Origin of the sequence: Streptomyces sp. NPDC006393 (assembly GCF_040628575.1) — a bacterium.
Classification (GTDB): Bacteria; Actinomycetota; Actinomycetes; order Streptomycetales; family Streptomycetaceae; genus Streptomyces.
In genome coordinates, this window is sequence record NZ_JBEXZD010000061.1 from 1 (window position 1) to 22,613 (window position 22,613).

Consider the following 22,613-nt stretch of genomic DNA (forward strand, 5'->3'; position numbering starts at 1 on the left):
GCCCAAGAAGAAGGGCCGCAGCAAGGTGGCGCTGCTCGGCGTCGCCGTGGTCGTCGTCGCCGGTCTCGCCTACGGCGCCGGGCTGCTGATGAACCACTCCGACGTGCCCAAGGGCACCACCGTGCTCGGCGTCGACATCGGCGGCGGCACCCGCGACGACGCGGTGAAGAAGCTCGACGACGCCTTCGGCAAGAAGGTGAACCAGCCGCTCAAGCTGTCGGTCGACGGCAGGACCGTCACCCTCAAGCCCGACCAGGCCGGACTTCAGTTCGACACCCAGGCCACGGCCAGCGCGGCGGCGAAGAGCGACTACAACCCCGTCTCCGTGATCGGCTCCCTGTTCGGCAACCACCGGGTGGTCGAGCCGCGGATGCCCGTCGACGAGGAGAAGCTCCAGGCCGCCCTGGCGAACGCCGCCGGCGGCGCCGGGTCGTCGGCCGACGGCACCATCAAGTTCGAGCCGGGCAAGGCGGTCGCCGTGTACGGCAGGACGGGCAAGGGCATCGACGCCGCCCGCTCCGCCCAGGCGGTCGAACAGGCCTACCGCACCCAGGTGGAGACGGGCACGACCGCGCCGGTCCAGGTGCCCACCACCACGCGGAAGCCGACGGTCTCCGACGCCGAGGTCGACCGGATGATGAAGGCGTTCGCCAAGCCGGCGATGTCGGACAGGGTGACGGTCATGACCGACCCGGCGCACGCGGTGCTGTTCAGCCCGCAGAAGTCGCTGTGGAAGTTCCTGGGCGTCAAGGCGGTCGACGGCAAGCTCGTGGAGTACTACGACAAGGCGGCGCTCAAGCAGCTGTACGGCCGCGCCTTCGACGGCGTACTGATCACCAGGGGCACCGGCAAGAAGACCCCCGTGACCGTCGAGGACGTGATCGGCGCCCTGCGTCCCGCCCTGACGAGCACCACGAACCGGGTCGGCGTCATCGACACCACCCCCAACTAGGGACCACCCGCGGTGCGGGGGCGTCGGGCGCGGTACGCGCCGGGCGCCCCCGCACCATGTCGGCCCGCCGCCATGCCGCACGTACGACGACCATGGCCGCCCGTACGACAATCATGGCCGTCCGTATGACAGTCATGCCGTCCGTATGACATCTGTCATCCCGCAGTCAGGACCCGCGACACTGCCCCGCGCCCCGGCCTCCCGGCCACCATGGGGGCCATGACGATGACAGCGGAGACCGCCACCGCGACCGCGGTGGTGGCGTTCGACCAGGTGACCAAGAGCTACGGCGACGTACGGGCCGTGGACGGGCTGACCCTCGCCCTGCACCCCGGGGAGACCGTGGCGCTGCTGGGGCCGAACGGGGCCGGCAAGTCGACCACCCTCGACCTGCTGCTCGGCCTCAAGCACGCCGACAGCGGTTCGGTCGCCGTCTTCGGCACCAGTCCCCGCGAGGCGATCGTCGCCGGGCGCGTGGGCGCCATGCTCCAGAGCGGCGGGCTGATGGAGGAGGTCACCGTCGCCGAGCTGGTGCGGCTGGCCTGCGACCTGCACCCCAAGCGTTTCAAGGTCGACGACGTGCTGGCCCGCGCCGGGATCGCCCAGATCGCCGACCGCAAGGTCAACAAGCTCTCCGGCGGCCAGGCGCAGCGGGTCCGGTTCGCCCTCGCCACCGCCGGTGACAGCGACCTGATCGTCCTGGACGAACCGACCACCGGCATGGACGTCTCCGCCCGGCAGGCCTTCTGGGCCACCATGCGCGAGCAGGCCGACCAGGGCCGTACGGTCCTGTTCGCCACCCACTACCTGGAAGAGGCCGACGCCATCGCCGACCGGGTGCTGGTGCTGCACCGGGGCCGGCTGCTGGCCGACGGCACCGCCGCCGAGATCAAGGCGAAGGCCGGCGCCCGCAGCGTCCGCTTCGACCTGGAGGGCGCCATCGACGAGGCCGCCCTGCGCGGCCTGCCCTTCCTGACCGCGATCGACGTGTCCGGCCAGACCGTGCGCATCCAGTCCTCCGACGCCGACGCGACCGTCCACGCCCTGTACGGGCTCGGCGTCTACCCCCGCAATCTCGAAGTCGCCGGGCTCGGTCTTGAGCAGGCGTTCGTCGCCATCACCGAGGCCGAGGAGGCCAAGCAGTCGTGAACAGCCTGATCAAGCTGGAACTCGCCCGCGCCCTGCGCAACCGCAAGTTCCTGTTCTTCTCCGTGCTCTACCCCTCGATCCTGTTCCTGATCATCGCCGGCAAGGCCGACAGCACCACCAAGGTCGACGGCACCGGCCTGACCCTGCCGACCTACATGATGGTCTCCATGGCCTCCTTCGGCGCCCTGACCGCCGTGCTCATGGGCAACAGCGAGCGCATCGCCAAGGAGCGGGAGAGCGGCTGGGTCCGCCAGCTCCGGCTGACCTCCCTGCCCGGCCGCGGCTACGTCCTGGCCAAGACGGCCAGCGCCGCCGTGGTCAGCCTGCCGTCCATCGTCGTCGTCTTCGCGGTCGCCGCCGCCGTCAAGCACGTCCGCCTCGACGCCTGGCAGTGGCTCGCCCTGACCGGCTCGATCTGGGCCGGCAGCCTCGTCTTCGCCGCCCTCGGCGTCGCCATCGGATACCTCGCCACCGGCGACGCGGTCCGCCCGATCACCATGATCGTCTACTTCGGCCTGTCCATGCTCGGCGGCCTGTGGATGCCGGCCACCACCTTCCCGCAGTGGCTCCAGGACATCGCCAAGTGGCTGCCCACGCACGCGTACGCTGCATTGGGGCAGGCCATCGAACAGAGCCAGGCCCCGCACAGCAAGGACATCGCCATCCTGGTCGTCTTCTTCGCCCTGTTCGCGGGCGGCGCGGCCTGGCTGTACCGGAAGGACACGCTGAAGGCGTGAGCATCATGACCCAGGACCGGCCCCGGGAGCGGGACGAGAACACATGGGGCATCGGCCGGCCGCCCGGCAACCGGCGGGAGCTGCTGCGCAAGGTCGTCTGGATCGGCGTCTGGCTGGTCTTCCTGAGCGCGCCGGTCCGCGACCTGGCAGCCGGGAACCACACGCCCTCCGGCACGGTGGCCGGCTGGCTGGGCCTGGTGACCTTCGTCGGGGCCTACATGGCGCTGGTCTTCCGGAACATGGGACGGCCGTTCCCCCGGCCCGTGGTCGTCGCGCTCATCTGCTTCCTGGCCGTCCTGGCCGTGGTGCTGTGTCTCACGCTCGGCGGAGGATGGCTCGGCCTGTTCTGCTATGTCTCCGTCGCCTGCGGGGCGACCCTCCCGATCCGCGCGGCCTACTGGGCGATCCCGGCCACGGCCGCCGTGATGACGCTGGTCGGCTGGCGCACGGACCTGGAGGAGGCCAAGAACCTGGTCCTGCTGGTGCTGCTGATCGGCTTCGCGATGACCGGTGTGGGCCAGCTGGTGCGCACCACCGTCGAGCTGCGCCAGGCCCGCGCCACCGTCGCCCACCTCGCCGCCAACGAGGAGCGCCTGCGCCTCGCCCGCGACCTGCACGACCTGCTCGGCCACTCGCTCTCCCTGATCACGCTGAAGAGCGAGCTGGCCGGCCGGATGCTGCCGGACCGGCCCGACCAGGCCGCCCAGCAGGTCGCCGACATCGAGCAGGTCAGCCGGCAGGCCCTCGTCGACGTCCGCGAGGCCGTCACCGGCTACCGCCGCCCCCGCCTGGCCGCCGAGCTCGCCGGCGTGCGGGTCGCGCTGACCGCGGCCGGCGTGAGCGCGGAACTGCCCGCCGAACCCGACCTGACCGCGGTCCCCGAGGAGAGCGAGTCCGCGCTCGCCTGGGCGCTGCGCGAGGCGGTCACCAACGTCGTACGGCACAGCGGCGCCCGGCGCTGCGCCGTGGAGGTCGTACGCCGCCAGACCCTCGACGGCCCGACGCTGGAACTGTCCGTCGAGGACGACGGCTCGGGCGGTTCCGGTGACGGCCCCGGCAACGGTCTGACGGGCCTGACCGAGCGCCTCGAGAAGGCCGGCGGCACGCTGGAGGCGGGCCGCGTCAAGCGCGGCTTCCGGCTCGTCGCCCGGGTCCCGGCCGGTGCCGCGGTGGACGTAGGATCCCGGGCATGAGCAGTACGATCAAGGTCCTTCTCGCCGAGGACCAGTCCATGGTCCGCGAGGCCCTGGCCGCTCTCCTCGGCCTCGAGGAGGACATCGAGGTCGTCGCCCAGGTGGCCCGCGGGGACGAGGTCGTGGCCGCCGCGCACGCCCACGGCGTCGACGTGGCCCTGCTCGACATCGAGATGCCCGGCTGCACCGGCATCGAGGCCGCGGCGCGGCTGCACAAGGAGCTGCCCGGGGTGAGGCTGGTCGTCCTCACCACCTTCGGCCGCCCCGGCTATCTGCGCAGCGCCATGGAGGCGGGCGCCGACGCCTTCCTGGTCAAGGACGCCCCCGCGGCCCAGCTCGCCGAGGCGGTGCGCAAGGTGCTGGCCGGCGAGCGGGTCATCGACCCCACGCTCGCCGCCGCGGCCCTGGCCGAGGGCGCCAACCCGCTGACCGACCGCGAACGCGAGGTCCTGCGCGCCGCCGCCGACGGCTCCACCAACGCCGAACTGGCCAGGGCCCTCCACCTCTCCCAGGGCACGGTCCGCAACTACCTCTCCACGGCCATCCAGAAACTGGCGGCCCGCAACAGGACGGAAGCGGTCCGCATAGCGAGGGAGAAGGGCTGGCTGTAGGGCCGCGCAGCCTGCGGGCGGTCGTGCCTCCCCCAGTGCTCGACGCCTGGGAGGTGCCCCCAGGCGGCACGGGTGGGCGCAGCGGCACCCGGCGGCACGGGTGGGCGCAGCGGCACCCGGCGAGCGCACCCCTCAGTTCAGCATCGCCCTGGCCGCCCGAGCCTGCCCCCGCACCCGCTCCGCCGCGGCCTCGTCCACCGCCCCGACGACCTCCGCGTACGCCTCCAGCTCCCGCGCCCCACCCACGAAGTCCCCCCGCTGCACCAGCAGCTGCGCCCGCTCGTAGCGCAGCCGCGCCGGATGCGACGGCAGCAGCAGCGACAGCTCCACGGCCCACAGCGCCACGTCCGACCGTTCGGGCCGCGCCGCGGCCCAGGCCCGGATGTTGTTCAGGATCCGCAGCACGACGTCCAGCGGACCCGCCGGAGCCAGCATCGAGGGATGCAGCGGCGCCCCCGTGGCGCCGACGACCAGCAGCTCCGCGTCCGCCCCGGTGAGCACCCGGCCCCCGTCGAACGGATCGGCGAGCACCTGTTCCTCCGCCGCGCCGAACCCCACCACGAAGTGACCGGGCAGCGCGACCCCGTACACCGGAGCCCCGGCCCGCCGGGCGACCTCCATCCACACCACCGACAGCAGGATGGGCAGCCCGCGCCGCCGCCGCAGCACCTCGTGCAGCAGCGAGGACTCCAGGCGCTGATAGTCGGCGGCCGAGCCGTGGAACCCGTACCGTCCGCCGAGCAGATCGCGCAGGGCCTGCGCCCACGCACGGGGGCCGCCCGGCCGGTACGGCAGCCGGCCGGCCAGCTCGTCCAGTTCCATCTGCGCCGCGTCCAGACCGGCCTCGTCCAGGGTCCCGTCGGCCGTCGCGCCCACCAGCAGGCACAGCACCGACAGGTCGGGCCGCTCGGCCCGCGCCTCCTCGGCGAACCGCCGGCGCAGCTCGGCGGCCCGTTCGGGGGGTGGCGGGGGACAGGAGGGACGTATGGCCGGCATGGCAGGCTCTTGCCCTTTCACGGGGGTGTCACGCGGATGGACGTCACGCGGTTCGACGTCACGCGGTCGAACGTCACGGGGATGCCGGCGGCTCCGTCGCGGGCTCCCGGTAGTGGTGGTAGGCGTGGTGGGCCGCGAAGCCGCTGCCGGCGTACAGTGCGCGCGCTCCCGCGTTGTCGGTCTCCACCTGGAGGCACGCGGCCGACGCCCCCTCCGCGAGGGCCTGACGGGCGAGCGCGGCCATGACGGTGGTGGCCAGGCCCCGCCGCCGCCGCGCCGGATCCACCTCCACGGCGGCGAAGGACGCCCACCGCCCGTCGACGACACACCGCCCGATCGCGGCGGGCGCCTCCCCTGCCGCCGCGCCGGGAACCGTCGCGAACCACACCGAGGGCCCGCTGCCCAGGACCTTCAGGGCCACCCCGCTCACCCCCTTGCGCTGGTAGCGCGCGAGCCATGCCTCGTCGGCCGTGCGGGACAGCACGACCCCGGAGCCCTCGGCCCGGTCCGCGACCGGCGCGAGCGCCCCGGTCCACACCTCGGCGGTCACCTCGCGCACCCAGCCGCGCCGCTCCAGCTCCGCGCACAGCAGTTCCTGTGTGCCCTCGGCCCCGGTGGCGGTCTGGACGTACGCGGGCAGACCGCGCTCGCCGTACCAGCGTCGTACGGCGGTCAGCGCCTCGTCGAGCGGAAGGCCGGGATCGCCGAGCGGCAGCACGGAGTTGGCCCGCCGCGTGAACCCGCCGGCCGCCCGCAGCTCCCACTCGCCGAGCCGCTCACTCTCCACCGGCCGCCAGGCCCGCGCGACGACCCGCGCGAGCTCCTCGTACGTCGCCGCCGGTCCCCGGCGCCGGGCCGGAGCGGCCGGTACGACCTTCCCGGCGACCAGCGAGGACTCCGCGATCCGGACGGCCTCGCCGCCCTTTCGTGTGATCAGCAGCACACCGTCGTCCCATGATGTGAGAACACCCACCGTGTCGGTGAACTTCTCACCCGTTCCCCCAGGTTCGCTCAAGCGCCGTACCGAGACCCGTTTGCCCACGTCAGCGGCGGTGATACGGACCTCGAAGCGTCCTGTCGACGAGATTTCCACAGGTCAGTTCACCCCTCCTGTTCGGATCATGCCCCGGAACGGAGATACTAGGGGCGGGCATCGACGACGCCGCGCTCCCGCGCGCCAGGCGGCGGAGCCTGTGGAGGCCCGCCAGCGCCCTATCGAGGAGGAACGACAGCGTGACCTACGTCATCGCGCAGCCTTGTGTCGACGTCAAGGACAAGGCGTGCATCGAGGAGTGCCCGGTCGACTGCATCTACGAGGGCCAGCGGTCCTTGTACATCCACCCGGACGAATGCGTCGACTGCGGTGCCTGTGAGCCGGTCTGCCCGGTCGAGGCGATCTTCTACGAGGACGACACTCCGGAGGAGTGGAAGGACTACTACAAGGCGAACGTCGAGTTCTTCGACGAGCTCGGCTCTCCCGGCGGTGCCAGCAAGCTGGGGCTGATCGAGCGCGACCACCCCGTCATCGCCGCGCTGCCGCCGCAGGGCGAGTAACCCTCAAGCGGCCCGCACACCGCGCCGCCTCGGTCCCGTACGGCCTGATCGCCTCCGGCGCTTCGGACTGCCGTACGGGACCGAGGCGTTCGCCGTACCGGGCGCACGCCACCGAAGAAAGTGAGCCTGATCCCCGTGTCCGCAGTCTCCGACCGACTTCCCACCTTCCCCTGGGACAAGCTGGAGCCGTACAAGAAGACGGCCGCAGCGCACCCGGACGGCATCGTCGACCTGTCGGTCGGCACCCCGGTCGACCCGGTCCCCGAGCTGATCCAGAAGGCGCTGATCGCGGCGGCCGACTCGCCGGGCTACCCGACGGTCTGGGGCACGCCGGAGCTGCGTGACGCGATCACCGGCTGGGTCGAGCGGCGCCTCGGCGCGCGCGGGATCACCCACCGCCACGTCCTGCCGGTCGTCGGCTCCAAGGAGCTGGTCGCCTGGCTGCCCACGCAGCTCGGTCTCGGCCCCGGCGACAAGGTCGCCTTCCCGCGCCTGGCCTACCCGACCTACGAGGTCGGCGCCCGTCTGGCCCGCGCGGACCACGAGGCCTACGACGATCCGACCGGCCTGGACCCGGCGAACCTCAGACTCCTGTGGCTGAACTCGCCCTCCAACCCCACGGGCGAGGTCCTGGCCAAGGAGGAGCTGACGCGGATCGTCGCCTGGGCCCGCGAGCACGGCGTCCTGCTCTTCTCCGACGAGTGCTACCTGGAGCTGGGCTGGGAGGCCGACCCGGTCTCGGTCCTGCACCCCGACGTCAACGGCGGCTCCTACGAGGGCATCGTCGCGGTGCACTCGTTGTCGAAGCGCTCGAACCTGGCGGGCTACCGCGCGGCCTTCCTGGCCGGTGACCCGGCGGTCCTCGGCCCGCTGCTGGAGATCCGCAAGCACGGCGGCATGATGACCTCGGCGCCGACCCAGGCGGCGGTCGTGGCCGCCCTGGGCGACGACACGCACGTCCGCGAGCAGCGCGAGCGCTACGCCGCCCGGCGCGCCGCCCTCCGCCAGGCCCTGCTCTCCCACGGCTTCCGCATCGAGCACAGCGAGGCCAGCCTCTACCTGTGGGCCACGAGGGACGAGTCCTGCTGGGACACGGTCTCCCACCTGGCCGAACGGGGCATCCTGGTCGCCCCCGGCGACTTCTACGGCCCGGCAGGGGACCGGTTCGTCCGCGTGGCCCTCACCGCCACGGACGAACGAGTGGCAGCAGCGGTGGCCCGCTTGTAACCGGCGGCCGACAACTCCCCGGGTCCGGTCGAGCAACGCCGGCCCAGCGGCAGAAGGCCGATGCGCCCACGCAAGGCGACGGGGCCCAGGAAACTCCCTGGACCCCGTCGGGCCGTACAAGCGGCGCGTCAGCCGAGCGGCAGACCGGAAACCGGCAGCCCCTGCACCGGCCCCCCACCCTTCGTGGCCGTCTTCGCCGTGTCACCGAGCAGACCACCCGCGGCCCCCGCCGCGTCGCCCGCCGCCTTCTGCGCCACCGGCGTCGCCTTCTTCACGAGCTTGCCGCCGGTCTTGCCCGCGGCCGGCACCGCCTGCTGGACCGCCTTGCTGCCGGTGTCGCCCGCGACCCCGGTGACGTGCTGGGCCGCACCGTCCACGGTGTTGCCGACGTTCGCCCCGTCCAGGGCGGTCATGCCGCCGAGGTTCGGAGTGGCCGGCAGCGCGGGGGCGGCGCCGGCGGAGCCGGCCGCACCGACCCCGGCAGCCGCTCCCGCAGCGACGAGCAGCGCGGCACGGGCGATCCGGCGGGTCAGGGGGAGGGACATGTTGCTCCTTCGACGGATGAGAACTCTGAACTGTCCTGTGCGGCCCGGCAGTTGAGGTCGACCGTCGGCCGTGGAGGCCGCCGCCCGGCCGGGCTCGGACGCAGTGACTACCGCTCGAAGGGCGCGAAGGTTGCGGCGGCCCGATGTAAAGAATTGGTAATGCGTCGCATTATCGGTTGGGGCGGAAACCGGATAAAGAGGTCGGAAAAGGGGGCGTGGCGCCACTTTCTGCTGAATCCTTACGTCGCAGTACTCCCAAGGGCCCCGGCGACCACAGGAGTGACGGCACGAAAACCTGCGCACCCCGCCGGTCCGGCCTGCGCCACATAACCCTGGCGGGTGAAGATCCGTACGTCCGTACCAGGGACTTTCGCAACGGGCCCTTAACGCGCCGTGGTGATGCGTACGGCCTCCGAGCCCTGCCCGGCGGTGCCGTCGGCGTTCTTCGCGTCCGTCGTGCGCCACCTGCCGTCGGTGACCCCGGCGGTCCACTCGCGTCCGGCGTACGAGACCCGTTCGATGTGCAGCGCCGAGGCGTTGGCCACCGCCCAGTGCGCCAGCTGCCAGCCGCGCTGCACCGCGCCGCGCCCGCCGCCGACGGCTCCCGTGCCCGTGTCGCGCACCGGGAGTGTCACGGTCCGGTCGTCCGTGCCGGACGCCCCGCCCGGCGAGGGCGAGGACGTCGGCGTCGGTCGTGTCGAGGAGTTGCCGCTGCCGCCCACCTCGGCGCCGGCCTCCTGGAGCACCTCCCGCCCGAAATCCCGGACGAGGGCGGCCCGTACCGCGTCCGGACCCGAGGCGCGGGTGGCGCTCGGGCGGCCCTGGCAGGTCAGCGTGGCCGCGGCGCGCCCGGTGAGCGCGGCGGCGAGCAGGGTGGCGTCCGGCTCGTGCTTGGCGTACGCCTGCGGGAAGCCGCTGCGCTGCACCCGCTGCGCGGCCACGGTGAGCGGCAGCCGCGTGTAGCCGGGCACCTTGGCCAGGTGCTCGTAGAACACGCCCGCCGCGTACGTCGGCTCCATGATCTGCTTCGGTGTGCCCCAGCCCTGCGAGGGCCGCTGCTGGAACAGCCCCAGGGAGTCCCGGTCGCCGTGCTCGATGTTGCGCAGGCCCGACTCCTGAAGGGCGGTCGCCAGCGCGATCGTCACCGCGCGCTCGGGCATCCCGCGCCCGGTGCCGACGGCCGCGATCGTCGCGGCGTTCACCGCCTGCTCCGGGGTGAACTCGTAGCCGACGCCGTCGTCGTCGGCGGAGACGACCTTGCAGCCCGGTCCTCCCGTGCCGCCGGTGAGGTATTGCACCGCCAGGTACCCCGCGACCGCGAGCAGGACCACCAGGGCCGCCCCGATCCTGAGGAGGCGGCCACGACGCTTCGAAGTGGGGGACGGCTCTGACACGCGTACAAGGTACTGGAGACGGGTGGGGCCACCGAGGCGGGTGGGGACAAGACGCGGGCGCGTCCCGGCGGTTCGCCGGGTTAGGGTCGAGGCCATGGCCGATACCCCGCTTGACCTCACGCTGGACGCCGCGCGGCTGACCGCGCAGCTCGTCGACTTCCCCTCGGAGAGCGGCACGGAGAAGCCGCTGGCCGACGCGATCGAGACCGCGCTGCGCGCCCTGCCGCACCTGACGGTCGACCGCCTCGGCAACAACGTCGTCGCCCGGACGAACCTCGGCCGGTCCCAGCGCGTCGTCCTGGCCGGTCACATCGACACCGTCCCGATCGCCGACAACGTGCCCTCCCGGCTGGACGAGAACGGGGTGCTCTGGGGCTGCGGCACCTGCGACATGAAGTCCGGCGTGGCCGTCCAGCTGCGCATCGCGGCCACGGTCCCCGCCCCCAACCGCGACCTGACCTTCGTCTTCTACGACAACGAGGAGGTCGCCGCCGAGCTCAACGGTCTGGGGCACGTCGCCGCGGCCCACCCGGAGTGGCTGGAAGGCGACTTCGCGGTCCTGCTGGAGCCCTCCGACGGCGAGGTCGAGGGCGGCTGCCAGGGCACCCTGCGTGTGCTGCTGAGGACCGGGGGCGAGCGGGCCCACTCGGCGCGCGGCTGGATGGGCTCCAACGCCATCCACGCGGCGGCCCCGATCCTCGCGCGCCTCGCGTCGTACGAACCCCGCTACCCGGTCATCGACGGCCTGGAGTACCGCGAGGGCCTCAACGCGGTCGGCATCTCCGGCGGGGTGGCGGGCAACGTGATCCCCGACGAGTGCGTCGTCACCGTCAACTTCCGCTACGCCCCCGACCGTACGGAGGAGGAGGCGATCGCCCATGTCCGCGAGGTCTTCGCGGACTGCGGGGTGGAGGAGTTCGTGATCGACGACCACAGTCCCGGCGCCCTGCCCGGCCTGAGCCACCCGGCCGCCGCGGCGTTCGTCGAGGCGGTCGGCGGCACCCCGAGGCCCAAGTACGGCTGGACGGACGTGTCCCGCTTCTCGGCGGTCGGGGTCCCGGCCGTCAACTACGGCCCCGGCAACCCCCTCCTCGCGCACAAGCGGGACGAGCGGGTGGAGACGGCGAAGATCCTGGCCGGCGAGGAGCGACTGCGGGCCTGGCTGACCGCCTGAGGGCCCGACCGCGCGACCGCCTGACCGCCCGAGCGCCCGACCGTCGCGGGGAACCCTCCTGGGGGTCTGCACCGCGGACATGCCGAGGTCCCCCGCCCGTAACCCGCGTAGATCTACGCTGAGGTGGAACGTCCTCTCTCCGAGGTCCCGGTCCCGGCCGGGATCCGGGGGAGGCCCGAACGCGGAGGGAGTGCACATGCCTACAGGCAACCCCGAGGGCAAGAAGCGGCCACCGGAGGAGCAGCGCCTGGGACCGGTCCTCCGACGGCGGGGCCAGGTCCAGGCCAGCACCACCGACCAGCGACTGCTGGACGAGCGCGCTCCCACCGACTGGGTGCACACCGACCCCTGGCGGGTGCTGCGCATCCAGTCGGAGTTCATCGAGGGCTTCGGCACGCTGGCCGAACTGCCACCCGCGATCAGCGTGTTCGGCTCGGCCCGTACGCCGGTGGACTCGCCCGAGTACGAGGCCGGGGTGCGGCTGGGACGCGGCCTGGTCGAGGCGGGCTTCGCGGTGATCACCGGCGGCGGCCCGGGCGCCATGGAGGCCGCGAACAAGGGCGCCTGCGAGGCCCGTGGCACCTCGGTGGGCCTGGGCATCGAGCTCCCCTTCGAGCAGGGCCTGAACCCCTACGTCGACATCGGCCTCAACTTCCGCTACTTCTTCGTCCGCAAGATGATGTTCGTGAAGTACGCGCAGGGGTTCGTGGTCCTCCCCGGCGGCCTCGGCACCCTCGACGAGCTGTTCGAGGCCCTCACCCTCGTCCAGACCCAGAAGGTCACCCGCTTCCCGATCGTCCTCTTCGGCACCGCCTACTGGGGCGGCCTGGTCGACTGGCTGAAGCACACCCTGATCGCCGAGGGCAAGGCCGCGGAAGCGGACCTGAGCCTCTTCCACGTGACGGACGACGTGGACGAGGCGGTCGCCCTGATGTCGAAGGAGGCGGGCAGGTAAGGGGCCGGGGCCTGAGGGGCCCGCAGGGCCCCAGGGGCGCGGGGCTGTGTCGATGTGCGGCTCCGCCGCGCGGGCGCGCCCAGCCCCCACCCACCCGCACCCGAAGAAACCCGAGAACGCACCCATGGGGGTCTGGGGGCAAAGCCCCCAGGGTCGGGAAGGGTAGGGGCGGCGGGGGCGAAAAAGCCCTGCGCCGGCCCGGGGGCCTACGCCAGCCCCCGCCGGGCCACGGCGGGCACCCGGTGCCCCGCGATGGACGCCACCATCTCCAGCACCTGCCGAGTCTCGGCAACCTCGTGCACCCGGTACACCTGCGCCCCCAGCCACGCGGAAACAGCCGTAGTGGCCAACGTCCCCAGCACCCGCTCCTTCACCGGCTTGTCCAGCGTCTCCCCGACGAAGTCCTTGTTGGACAAGGACACCAGCACCGGCCACCCGGTGGCGACCATCTCGTCCAGCCGCCGCGTCGCCTCCAGACTGTGCCGCGTGTTCTTCCCGAAGTCGTGCCCGGGATCGATCAGCACCGACTCCCGGGGCACGCCGAGCGCCACCGCCCGCTCGGCCAGCCCCACGGTCACCTTCAGGATGTCGGCCATGACGTCGTCGTACGTCACCCGGTGCGGCCGGGTCCGCGGCTCGGCGCCGCCCGCGTGGGTGCACACCAGCCCCACCTTGTACCGCGCCGCGACCTCGGCGAGCCGCGGGTCCACGCCGCCCCACGCGTCGTTGAGCAGATCGGCCCCGGCCTCGCAGACCGCCTCGCCGACCTCGGCGCGCCAGGTGTCGACGCTGATCACCACGTCCGGGAACCGCCGCCGCACCTCGGCCACGAAGCCCACCGTGCGCCGGGCCTCCTCCTCGGCGGTGACCTCCTCGCCGGGCCCCGCCTTCACCCCGCCGATGTCGACGATCGCGGCGCCCTCGGCGACCGCCTGCTCCACGCGCGCCAGGGCCGGCTCGTCGCGGAACGTCGCCCCCTGGTCGTAGAAGGAGTCCGGGGTCCGGTTGACGATCGCCATGATCACCGGCTCGTGCGTGTCGAATTCACGCCTGCCCAGCCTGAGCATCCCCTGTGACCTCTCCTCGTGCGTTCCGATACGTTCCGGCCTTCGGCCGCCTGCGACCCTAACTGTCAGCGTCGCATGGCACGATCGGACCTTGACACATACGACAGACTCCGGACTCCGTGGGGACCCCAGCGATGGTTATGTTCTTGTTCCTGGTCGTCGCGCTCGCGGTCGTGGTCGCCGCGGTGACACTCGCGGTGGTGGGCGGCGGTGAGGGCACCGGTCCGCTGCCCGAGGCCGCGCCCGAGCGGTTGCACGACCCGCTGCCGCCGGACCGCCGGGTGGGGCGCGCCGACGTGGAGTGCCTCCGCTTCCCGCTCGCCCTGCGCGGCTACCGCATGGCGGACGTGGACGACGCGCTCGGCCGGCTGGGCGCGGAGCTGGCCGAGCGCGACGCCCGGATCGCCGACCTGGAGTCCGCGCTGGCCGGCGCCCAGGCCGCGGCGGCCCATGTCCGCATGGCCAAGCCCGAACCGGAGGACCAGCAGTGACGGAGAGCACGGTGACGGAGCGCACGGTGACCGACGACCCGGCGACGGACGAACCGGTGACCGACGACGCGGTGACCGGCGGCACGGTGACCGCGGGCGCCGCGCTGGCCAGGCCGGACGGCGCACTGCGCTGCCCGTGGGCGCTGTCTGCGGCGGAGTACGTGGCGTACCACGACGCGGAGTGGGGCCGCGCGGTCCACGGCGACGACGCCCTCTACGAACGCCTCAGCCTGGAGGCCTTCCAGTCGGGCCTGTCGTGGATCACCATCCTGCGCCGCCGGCCCGGCTTCCGCGCCGCCTTCGCCGGTTTCAGGATCGCCGAGGTGGCGGAGTTCACCGACGCGGACCGCGAGCGCCTGCTCGCCGACGCGGGCATCATCCGCAACCGCGCCAAGATCGACGCGACCCTCGCCAACGCGCGTGTGCTCGCCGAGTGGTCCCCGGGCGAGCTGGACGCTTTCATCTGGTCGTACGCCCCCGACCCGGCCGGCCGTCCGGTCCCGAGGACGCTCTCCGACGTCCCGGCGGTCACCCCGGAGTCCACGGCCCTGTCCAAGGCCCTGAAGAAGCGCGGACTGCGCTTCGTCGGCCCGACGACGGCGTACGCCCTGATGCAGGCGTGCGGGCTGGTCGACGACCACCTCGCGGACTGCGTCGCCCGCCGCCCGTGACCTCGGGGGCGGCGGGCCGGGGCCGCGGTCAGCGGCCCAGGTACTTCGGCTTCTCCTTGTTCACGAAGGCCTGTACGGCGATGGCGTGATCCTCGGACCGTCCCGCCAGCGTCTGGAGTTCGTCCTCCTTCTCCAGCGTCTCCTCCAGGGAGTGCGTCAGGCCGTGGGCCACGGACTCCTTGAGCGCGGTGTACGCCAGCGTCGGGCCCTCGGCCAGCGCCCGCGCCACCTTCTCGGCCTCGGCGCGCAGCTCGGCCGCCGCCACGACCCGGTTGGCGATCCCCAGCTCATGGGCCTCCTGGGCGGAGATGCTGCGCGGGAAGAGCAGCAGGTCCATGGCGCGGCCCGGCCCGACGACCCGCGGCAGGGTCCAGGAGATGCCGGAGTCGGCGGTCAGGGCCACACCGGCGAACGAGGTGTTGAAGGCCGCCGTATCCGCCACGATCCGGTAGTCGGCGGCGAGCGCGAATCCGAAGCCGGCCCCTGCGGCGACACCGTTCACGGCGGCCACCACCGGCTTCCGGGCGCCGGCGAGCGCCCGCACGATCGGGTTGTAGTGCTCCCGGACGGTGCTCATCGTCTGCCCCGACCCGGCCTCCCGGTCGGCGGTCAGCAGCCCGATGTGCTCCTTGAGGTCCTGGCCCACGCAGAACGCCCTGTCCCCGGCGGCGGTCAGCAGTACGGCCCGTACGCCGTCGTCGGCCGCAGCGGACCGGACCGCGTCCCGCAGGGCGACCTTCGTCGCGATGTTCAGCGCGTTCATCGCCTCCGGGCGGTTCAGCGTGATCGTCGCGAGCCCGTCGCTCACCTCGTAGAGCACGGTGTCGGCCATGGGACATCCCCTCCGGTGTCGCGGCTGTCGACGTACCGTTCGGTACGCCTGTCCGAAGGACAGCATGACGGAGATCACCGGCCGGAGCGTGGAGCCGACGTGTGACCTGCGTCAAACAATTTCCCCGGGGTGGTCGCCGAACGACGTCCGTGCGGGCGCGCAGTATCGCAGCCACATCGCCGAATTGAGTGGTTTTGCTCGCGCGCGTTGCCCAAGCGATGCCTACCGATGTTGGTCATCGGGTCCTGAGATGCGGGATAATGGCCGGGAAGCAATGTGTTCGATGCCGGTGTCGCGTGTCCTGGGCCGTTGTGGACGAGGACCGCGCCTGCCCTTCGGTGGGCCGTCGGCTTTGACGATGAGCTGGGTTTCAGGAAGGGGAACGAGCATGGCGGCCATGAAGCCGCGGACGGGTGATGGCCCGCTCGAGGTGACCAAGGAGGGGCGGGGCATCGTCATGCGCGTTCCGCTCGAAGGCGGCGGTCGACTCGTCGTCGAGCTGACCCCTGACGAGGCCGACGCGCTCGGCGACGCCCTCAAGAAGGTCGTCGGCTGACGCGCGAGCGATCACACACTTTTCAGCTGCCCCGGCATCCACGTGATGCCGGGGCCGGCTTTTCCCCGGTGCCGGCTTTTCGCGGGGCCCGGGGCGGGCGGGAGCCGGTCGGCGGGCCGGTGGGGTCAGCGTCTGACCGCGCACAGGAGGCCGTCGCCCACCGGGAGCAGCGACGGCAGGAGGTCGGGGCTCTCGCGGACCGTGCGCAGGAGTTCCCGCAGCCGCAGGACCTCCGCCGGCTGCGGTCCGGAGTCCACCGTCCGCCCGTGTGCGAAGACGCCCTCGAAGACGACGAGGCCGCCCGGACGCAGCAGGCGCAACGATTCAGCTAGGTAGTCCGGGAACTCCTGCCGGTCGCCGTCGCAGAACACCAGGTCGTATCCGGCGTCCGCGAGCCGGGGCAGCACGTCCAGCGCGCGGCCGGGGATGAACCGGGCCCGGTTGCTGGCGAAGCCGGCGGCGCGGAAGGCCTGGCGGGCGGACTGCTGGTGCTCCGGTTCGGTGTCGACGGTCGTCAGCACCCCGTCCGGGCGCATGCCGTTCAGCAGATGGATGCCGGAGACGCCGGTACCGGTGCCGATCTCCGCGACGGCCTTGGCGTCCACGGTGGCGGCGAGCAACCGCAGCGCCGCGCCCGCGCCGGGAGACACCGAGCGCAGGCCTGCCTCACGGGCCCGGTCGCGGGCCCAGCGCAGCGCGTCGTCCTCGGCGACATAGGCGTCGGCGAACGCCCAGTCCGTCTGCCGGTTGCCGGTAATGGCCCTCTCCTGTCCCGTGGTTGCCTGGGCGTGACTGTATCCGTTGGCGGCGGGAACCCGCAGATGAGCCCGGTCGTTTGAAGGGGTGAGGAAGTGCCGTGGGGCGTGACCGGGGGTGCGACGGGGGATATGGGATGGATCAGGACGAAGGGCAAGTGCTGACGCAGCCGGATGAGCCGTGGCAGCGCGTGTCAAATTCTCGTAAAACCGCTTATCCGGAGCTAACGGGCGAGGTGGCTATGGTAGGGGCTCCACTGGACACCACCAGAGCCGACAGGGGAGGTGCGGCTGCGCCTGTGGATCGGGGAGGAGTGCTACGGCGCTTTCTCGGATCGGCGGGCAGGCCGAAATCCGTGACCGACACCGCTGCTGACCCGAGCCGCGCCGACGGCTTCGCCTCGACCGCGACCTTCTCCACCGACGCGGACGGGCAGGCGTGGACTCCGCCCACCTGGGAGGAGATCGTCAGCACACACAGCGGCCGCGTCTACCGCCTGGCCTACCGCCTCACCGGCAACCAGCACGACGCCGAGGACCTCACCCAGGAGGTCTTCGTCCGCGTCTTCCGCTCGCTGTCGACCTACACGCCGGGCACCTTCGAGGGCTGGCTGCACCGCATCACCACGAACCTGTTCCTGGACATGGTCCGCCGCAAGCAGCGCATCCGCTTCGACGCGCTCGGCGAGGACGCGGCCGAGCGGCTGGCCAGCAAGGAGCCCACCCCCCAGCAGCTCTTCAACGACGCGCACTTCGACGCGGACGTCCAGCAGGCGCTGGACACCCTCGCGCCGGAGTTCCGCGCCGCGGTCGTCCTGTGCGACATCGAGGGCCTGTCCTACGAGGAGATCGCCGCGACCCTCGGCGTCAAGCTCGGCACGGTCCGCTCCCGCATCCACCGCGGCCGCTCGCAGCTGCGCAAGGCCCTCGCGCACCGCTCGCCCGAGGCGCGGGCCGAGGCCCGCGCCGAGCGCCGCGCCTTCATGCCCCGGGTTCCCGCGCTGGGAGGAGGGGGCGCGACCGCGTGAGTGGATCACGAACCGACCCTGCCGCGAGCGGCCTCGCGGAACAGCATCTGGGAGACCGGCTCTCCGCCCTGGTGGACGGAGAGCTCGGCCACGACACGCGTGAGCGCGTCCTGGCGCACGTCGCCACCTGCCCGAAATGCAAGGCGGAGGTCGACGCGCAGCGCCGGCTGAAGAACGTCTTCGCCGAGACGGCCCCGCCGCCGCCCTCCGAGAGCTTTCTGGCCCGCCTCCAGGGCCTGCCCGCGGGAAGTGACAGCGACGGCGGCTCGCCGCCGGCCGCCGGAGGGTTCCCGGGCTTCGCCGGGGGATCCGGGGGGTCGGGCGTGTTCGGCGTGCGGCGCGGCGACCCGTTCGAGTTCCGCTATGTGCCGGTCGGCCCCCACTCCTCCGCACTCGACGAGCCGGAGCAGCAGAGCGGCTTCCGGGTCCACCCCGTCGGCCGCCCCGACGGCGAGCGCTCGGCCTCTCGGGGCCTGCGGTTCGCGTTCGTCGCCGCCGGGGCGGTGTCGCTGGCCGCGGTGGCCCTGGGCGGTGTGACCACCGGAGCCGCGGGCGACCCGGCCGCGGAGGCGCGCGGCGGCTCCGGGGCGGGCAGCAATGTGACTCCGGCGGGAACGGGGGGCGGCGGCGCGGCGACGGGTTCCGAGAGCGCGCGACGCCGTCAGTCGGCCCTACCCCTGCTCGCGCAGGCCCAGCGGTCGTCGTCCGACGCGGTACCGGCGGCGCCCACCTCGCTGTCCGCGCCGCTGCTTCCCGGGGCGCCGACCGCGGCCACCGGAGCCGTGCAGAACACGGCGCGACCGCCGGTGACGCCCGTGGCCGCCGGTGGGGCGGGCATGTCCCCGCTGATACGTCCGCTCGGCACGCCCGCGCCCGTCTCCCTGACCGCCTGGTCGCCCGACCCTCAGCTCAGGGCACCCGGCCTGCTCGCCGCACCGGTCCCCGGCCCCACGTCCGCTTCCCCCACCCACCCCACCCCGTACCCGGCGCACTGACCGGCACGGACACCTCTGCGCGGTGGCCCGCGAACCTGGTTGAATCCAGGTGGCCGCGCCCATGACACGGGTCAGGGCGCGGCAGTCGACGAAGCACGGCCACCGCCGACGAGGCGTGCCGCGGGCACCTGTGGGGAGAGCATGAACGAGGGGAAGCCCACGAAGTCCACCCGCCCGAGGTGGTGGACCCGGCCCCGGCCAGTCCCCCCGGCCGGGCCGGGGAGCACGGCAGCGGCAGGCGAGCCCGCGGAGCCGACCGGGACCGCGAGCGCGGAGCCGGGCACGCCGACGTCCCGGGCCAGCGGTGGAAGCGGGGACTACGAGCTGGAGCGCCCTCAGGCGCGCCCGCGCGAGGACGGTACCCGGGACGGGGAGCACGACGACGGCGACTTCCCCCTCGCCCGGCCTGCCTCGACGAACCCCCTGGACGACCGGACCGGCCCCGGACAGACCGACGCGGTCGCCCGCACGGCGGACGGCACGGCGGACCTGGCGGTCGCCCGCACGGCGGACGGCACGGCGGACCTGGCGGTCGCCCGCACGGCGGACGGTACGGCGGACCTGGCGGTCGCCCGCACGGCGGACGAGGCGCTGGACGGCGTGGCGGAACAGGCGGGCCAGGCGGGCCACGGCCCGGTGGAACACGCTGGGGACAGCGGGGTGGAGCGCGCCGTGGACGGTGCGGGTGAGCGCCAGGTCGCCGCTCCTGGCGACTCGGTGGGCACCGCCGAACGGCGCACACCCCTCCACGACCCCGACCCCTACAGCACCCCGCCGTACGGCGAACCGGGCCCCTGGGCCCCGGCCCCGCCGGTCCAGCACCCGGCGGTGACACCCGCGCCCGGCTCCACACAGGCCCAGGCATCCACGCTGCATACCCCGGCCCCGGCTCCCGGCGTCCAGGTCCCGGCTCCCGGTATCCCGGCTCCGACACCGAGCCCGGCCCCCGGCGCCCCGGCCCCGGCTCCGTCCTCGACGCCGAGCCCGGCTCCCGGCGTCCAGGTCCCGGCTCCCGGTATCCCGGCCCCGGCTCCGAGCCTGGCCCCTGGCGTCCCGGCCCCCGGCGCCCCGGCCCCGGCTCCGTCCTCGACGCCGAGCCCGGCTCCCGGCGTCCAGGTCCCGGCCCCTGGCGCCCCGGCTCCGTCCTCGACGCCGAGCCCGCCCCCCGGCGTCCCGGCCCCCGCGTCCAGCGCCCCGGCCCCGGGCACCCCGGCCCCAACTCCGACCCCGGCCCCGGCTCCGGGCACCCCGACCCCGGCCCCGGCTCAGGGCACCCCGGCCCCGGCTCCGGGCACCCCGACCCCGGCCCCGGCTCAGGGCACCCCGTCCCCGACGCCGAGCCCGGCCCCCGGTGTCCCGGCCCCGCCGCACTCAACCTCGACGCCGGTCCCGGCCCCGGCCCCCCGGCCCATCGACTCTTCAGCCTCGGTCAGCCAAGCGCCTGGTGCTCCGGTCCCGGCCGCCCCTTCGTCGCCTAAGGGCGGCGACGCCTACGCCGCCGCCGCCGAGTCGGAGGGCCAGGCGACGGGCGCTCCGTCCGCACCCGGCGCCGGCCACCCGGCGCCCCACCCTGCCGACCCCGTCGTCCCCGGCGCGCCCGCCGGTCCCTGGCAGCGGTACGACCCCTGGGCCGCGGCGCCCCTCGGCGGGCCGTTGCAGCAGAGCGGGGCCCCGGTGCCGAGTGCGGAGCAGCGGCGGAGACGGGTGCGGCGGGCCCTGCTCGGCGGGGCCCTGGTGCTCGCGCTGGTCTCCGGAGGGCTCGGCGGGCTCGTGGGGGCGTACGTCGAGCGCAACGGCGGCGTGGGCGCCGTAGAGCTGCCGCAGGCCGGGAAGGAGCCCGCCGGACGAGCCCCGGACAGCGTCGCGGGGATCGCCGCCCGCGCCCTGCCCAGCGTGGTGACCCTGCATGTGACCGGCTCGGAGGAGCAGGGCACCGGCACCGGCTTCGTGCTCGACCGCCTCGGCCACATCCTCACCAACAACCACGTCGTCGAACCCGCCGCCGGCGGCGGCGCCGGGGGCGACATATCGGTGACCTTCAGCGGCGGCCAGACCGCGAAGGCCACGATCGTCGGCCGCGACACCGGCTACGACCTCGCCGTCGTCCAGGTCCGCGGCGTGCGCGGGCTGACGCCGATGCCCCTCGGCAACTCCGACAACGTGCAGGTGGGCGACCCGGTCGTCGCCATCGGTGCGCCCTTCGACCTCGCCAACACCGTCACCTCCGGCATCATCAGCGCCAAGGAGCGCCCCATCACGGCCGGCGGCGAGAAGGGCGACGGGAGCGATCTGTCGTACGTCGACGCGTTGCAGACGGACGCGCCCATCAACCCGGGCAACTCCGGCGGCCCGCTGCTCGACTCCCGGGGCCGGGTCATCGGCATCAACTCGGCCATCCGTTCCGCCGACAGCGGCTCGGACCCGCAGACCGGCCAGGCCGGTTCCATCGGGCTCGGCTTCGCCATCCCGGTCAACCAGGCCAAGCGCGTCGCCGAGGAGCTGATCAACACGGGCAGGGCCAGCCATCCGGTGATCGGCGTGACCCTCGACATGAACTACGCCGGTGACGGCGCCAAGGTCGGCACCGAGGGTCGCGACGGCGGTTCCGCGGTCACCCCGGGCGGACCCGGGGCCAAGGCCGGGATCAAGGCGGGTGACGTCATCACGGCGGTGGACGGCCAGCACGTCCACTCGGGTGAGGAGCTGATCGTCAAGACGCGCGCCCACCGCCCCGGCGACCGCCTGGAGCTGACCATCGAGCGGGACGGCGCCCAGCGGAAGGTCTCCCTCGTGCTCGGGTCCTCGAACAGTGACTGACGCGAAGCTCACAGGGAAGCCGGCCCCGGCCGCGACACGGGACAACACACGGCCGCCGCAAGGCAAACAAGCCGGAAAACTGGTCGCGTACACGCACTCCGAGGCCTCGGGACGGTACCGGGAGCGCACATGGGGCGGGTACCGTGGTTCCGGCCCGGACCACGGACGGAACCCGTACACACCGGACCACCCGAGGGCCGAGGACACGGACATCGCAAGGAGCTTCAGGTGTTCAATGACATAGGACCGCTCGAGCTGGTGACGATCATCGTCCTGGCCGTGCTCGTGTTCGGTCCGGACAAGCTCCCGAAGGTCATCCAGGACGTGATGCGCACGATCCGGAAGATCCGCGAGTTCTCGGAGAGCGCCAAGCAGGACATCCGCCAGGAGCTGGGCCCGGAGTTCAAGGACTTCGAGTTCGAGGACCTCAACCCCAAGACGTTCATCCGCAAGCAGCTGGAGAACGACGACCTGGGGCTGAAGGAGATCCGCAACGGCTTCGACCTGAAGAAGGAGATGGCCGAGGTCACGGACGCCGTCCACAGCCGCGACTCCGATGCGACGTCCTCCTCGTCCTCCTCCGCCGCCTCCTCCTCCTCGGGTTCGGCGGGCGGCCGGGTCGACATGACCAAGAAGCCCGAGGACGGCACCGGCCCCGACGACCGCCCGCCCTTCGACGCGGACGCCACGTAGACCGACGCCGCCCAGTCCGAGGCCGCCCAGTCCGAGGCCGCCCAGTCCGACGCCACCCGGTCCGACGCCGCCCCGTGCGGCCTGAACCCGCCCCTCCCGCGACCCACGGCGCCGGGTGATTTCCCGGCTGCCCGAGACGGGCTCGATATGCTGCCGAGTTGTTGTGCGGACCGGACGCGTACGCCCGAAGGGGGGCGGGCAGCCCCGGTCCGGCGAGAGCG

Annotated in this window: 22 protein-coding genes and 1 pseudogene; 16 read left to right on the forward strand and 7 right to left on the reverse strand. The window is 73.3% G+C overall.

All coding sequences use genetic code 11. The features are described 5' to 3' along the window. The 5 genes and pseudogenes from ABZ484_RS23595 to ABZ484_RS23615 form a co-directional block, all read left to right on the forward strand. Positions 1-952 (forward strand): annotated as a pseudogene (locus ABZ484_RS23595) (hypothetical protein); the annotation flags it as partial. 219 nt (positions 953-1,171) lie between these two features. After that, positions 1,172-2,101 (forward strand): ABC transporter ATP-binding protein, encoded by a 930-nt coding sequence (locus ABZ484_RS23600; protein ID WP_358867897.1) that lies wholly within the window; start codon positions 1,172-1,174, stop codon positions 2,099-2,101. Continuing rightward, positions 2,098-2,838, forward strand: a complete 741-nt coding sequence (locus tag ABZ484_RS23605) for an ABC transporter permease (RefSeq protein ID WP_358867898.1) — start codon at positions 2,098-2,100, stop codon at positions 2,836-2,838. Before ABZ484_RS23600 ends, ABZ484_RS23605 begins: the two co-directional genes overlap by 4 nt. A gap of 5 nt (positions 2,839-2,843) precedes the next feature. Continuing rightward, positions 2,844-4,031 (forward strand): histidine kinase, encoded by a 1,188-nt coding sequence (locus ABZ484_RS23610; RefSeq protein ID WP_358867930.1) that lies wholly within the window; start codon positions 2,844-2,846, stop codon positions 4,029-4,031. After that, positions 4,028-4,642, forward strand: coding sequence for a response regulator transcription factor (locus tag ABZ484_RS23615; RefSeq protein WP_358867899.1), 615 nt, complete (start codon positions 4,028-4,030; stop codon positions 4,640-4,642). The genes ABZ484_RS23610 and ABZ484_RS23615 overlap by 4 nt, the downstream gene beginning before the upstream one ends. Positions 4,643-4,774: 132 nt before the next feature. Here ABZ484_RS23615 and ABZ484_RS23620 read toward each other — a convergent pair whose 3' ends face one another. Beyond that, positions 4,775-5,638, reverse strand: coding sequence for a transglutaminase-like domain-containing protein (locus ABZ484_RS23620; protein WP_358867900.1), 864 nt, complete (start codon positions 5,636-5,638; stop codon positions 4,775-4,777). Between the two features lie 73 nt (positions 5,639-5,711). After that, positions 5,712-6,731 (reverse strand): GNAT family N-acetyltransferase, encoded by a 1,020-nt coding sequence (locus ABZ484_RS23625; RefSeq protein WP_358867901.1) that lies wholly within the window; start codon positions 6,729-6,731, stop codon positions 5,712-5,714. 140 nt (positions 6,732-6,871) lie between these two features. On the opposite strand from ABZ484_RS23625, the gene fdxA reads away from it, so the two are divergent. Continuing rightward, entirely contained in the window at positions 6,872-7,192 is a 321-nt protein-coding gene (fdxA, locus tag ABZ484_RS23630; RefSeq protein WP_020942069.1) for a ferredoxin, read from the forward strand. Between the two features lie 135 nt (positions 7,193-7,327). After that, positions 7,328-8,419 carry a bifunctional succinyldiaminopimelate transaminase/glutamate-prephenate aminotransferase gene (locus tag ABZ484_RS23635; protein WP_358867902.1) on the forward strand — a complete coding sequence of 364 codons (1,092 nt, stop codon included), beginning with the start codon at positions 7,328-7,330 and terminating at the stop codon, positions 8,417-8,419. A gap of 128 nt (positions 8,420-8,547) precedes the next feature. Here the strand turns inward: ABZ484_RS23635 and ABZ484_RS23640 are convergent, their stop codons facing one another. Continuing rightward, positions 8,548-8,964 (reverse strand): ATP-binding protein, encoded by a 417-nt coding sequence (locus ABZ484_RS23640; protein ID WP_358867903.1) that lies wholly within the window; start codon positions 8,962-8,964, stop codon positions 8,548-8,550. A 383-nt stretch (positions 8,965-9,347) separates the two neighbouring features. Beyond that, positions 9,348-10,358 carry a heavy metal transporter gene (locus ABZ484_RS23645; protein WP_358867904.1) on the reverse strand — a complete coding sequence of 337 codons (1,011 nt, stop codon included), beginning with the start codon at positions 10,356-10,358 and terminating at the stop codon, positions 9,348-9,350. A gap of 94 nt (positions 10,359-10,452) precedes the next feature. Here ABZ484_RS23645 and dapE point away from each other — a divergent pair, with 94 nt between their 5' ends. Together dapE and ABZ484_RS23655 are read left to right on the forward strand one after the other, a co-directional pair. Then, positions 10,453-11,532 carry a succinyl-diaminopimelate desuccinylase gene (gene dapE, locus ABZ484_RS23650; protein ID WP_358867905.1) on the forward strand — a complete coding sequence of 360 codons (1,080 nt, stop codon included), beginning with the start codon at positions 10,453-10,455 and terminating at the stop codon, positions 11,530-11,532. A 196-nt stretch (positions 11,533-11,728) separates the two neighbouring features. Then, on the forward strand, positions 11,729-12,487 hold the full coding sequence (locus ABZ484_RS23655; protein WP_358867906.1) for a TIGR00730 family Rossman fold protein: 759 nt from the start codon (positions 11,729-11,731) through the stop codon (positions 12,485-12,487). Between the two features lie 206 nt (positions 12,488-12,693). Here the strand turns inward: ABZ484_RS23655 and folP are convergent, their stop codons facing one another. After that, positions 12,694-13,554, reverse strand: a complete 861-nt coding sequence (gene folP, locus ABZ484_RS23660) for a dihydropteroate synthase (RefSeq protein ID WP_189895457.1) — start codon at positions 13,552-13,554, stop codon at positions 12,694-12,696. Positions 13,555-13,688: 134 nt separating this feature from the next. On the opposite strand from folP, the gene ABZ484_RS23665 reads away from it, so the two are divergent. Together ABZ484_RS23665 and ABZ484_RS23670 are read left to right on the forward strand one after the other, a co-directional pair. After that, positions 13,689-14,045 (forward strand): DivIVA domain-containing protein, encoded by a 357-nt coding sequence (locus ABZ484_RS23665; RefSeq protein WP_358867907.1) that lies wholly within the window; start codon positions 13,689-13,691, stop codon positions 14,043-14,045. Between the two features lie 86 nt (positions 14,046-14,131). Next, on the forward strand, positions 14,132-14,716 hold the full coding sequence (locus tag ABZ484_RS23670) for a DNA-3-methyladenine glycosylase I (RefSeq protein ID WP_358867931.1): 585 nt from the start codon (positions 14,132-14,134) through the stop codon (positions 14,714-14,716). A 28-nt stretch (positions 14,717-14,744) separates the two neighbouring features. On the opposite strand, the gene ABZ484_RS23675 is transcribed toward ABZ484_RS23670, so the two are convergent. Next, the gene (locus tag ABZ484_RS23675) at positions 14,745-15,548 is read right to left on the reverse strand and encodes an enoyl-CoA hydratase-related protein (protein ID WP_358867908.1); all 804 of its coding nucleotides are present in this window, start codon (positions 15,546-15,548) and stop codon (positions 14,745-14,747) included. Positions 15,549-15,936: 388 nt separating this feature from the next. Between ABZ484_RS23675 and ABZ484_RS23680 the strand changes: the two genes are divergently transcribed. After that, the gene (locus tag ABZ484_RS23680) at positions 15,937-16,104 is read left to right on the forward strand and encodes a DUF3117 domain-containing protein (protein WP_003966491.1); all 168 of its coding nucleotides are present in this window, start codon (positions 15,937-15,939) and stop codon (positions 16,102-16,104) included. Between the two features lie 125 nt (positions 16,105-16,229). Here ABZ484_RS23680 and ABZ484_RS23685 read toward each other — a convergent pair whose 3' ends face one another. Continuing rightward, entirely contained in the window at positions 16,230-16,925 is a 696-nt protein-coding gene (locus ABZ484_RS23685; protein ID WP_358867932.1) for an O-methyltransferase, read from the reverse strand. A 248-nt stretch (positions 16,926-17,173) separates the two neighbouring features. Here ABZ484_RS23685 and sigE point away from each other — a divergent pair, with 248 nt between their 5' ends. The 4 genes from sigE (at position 17,174) to ABZ484_RS23705 (ending at position 22,392) form a co-directional block, all read left to right on the forward strand. Further along, positions 17,174-17,887 carry an RNA polymerase sigma factor SigE gene (gene sigE / locus ABZ484_RS23690; RefSeq protein ID WP_358867909.1) on the forward strand — a complete coding sequence of 238 codons (714 nt, stop codon included), beginning with the start codon at positions 17,174-17,176 and terminating at the stop codon, positions 17,885-17,887. Further along, on the forward strand, positions 17,884-18,882 hold the full coding sequence (locus ABZ484_RS23695; RefSeq protein ID WP_358867910.1) for a zf-HC2 domain-containing protein: 999 nt from the start codon (positions 17,884-17,886) through the stop codon (positions 18,880-18,882). The genes sigE and ABZ484_RS23695 overlap by 4 nt, the downstream gene beginning before the upstream one ends. A 918-nt stretch (positions 18,883-19,800) precedes the next feature. Next, complete coding sequence (locus tag ABZ484_RS23700; protein WP_358867933.1) at positions 19,801-21,699, forward strand: trypsin-like peptidase domain-containing protein; 1,899 nt, start codon at positions 19,801-19,803, stop codon at positions 21,697-21,699. 228 nt (positions 21,700-21,927) lie between these two features. Further along, positions 21,928-22,392 carry a sec-independent translocase gene (locus ABZ484_RS23705; RefSeq protein WP_358867911.1) on the forward strand — a complete coding sequence of 155 codons (465 nt, stop codon included), beginning with the start codon at positions 21,928-21,930 and terminating at the stop codon, positions 22,390-22,392. Positions 22,393-22,613: the final 221 nt, after the last annotated feature.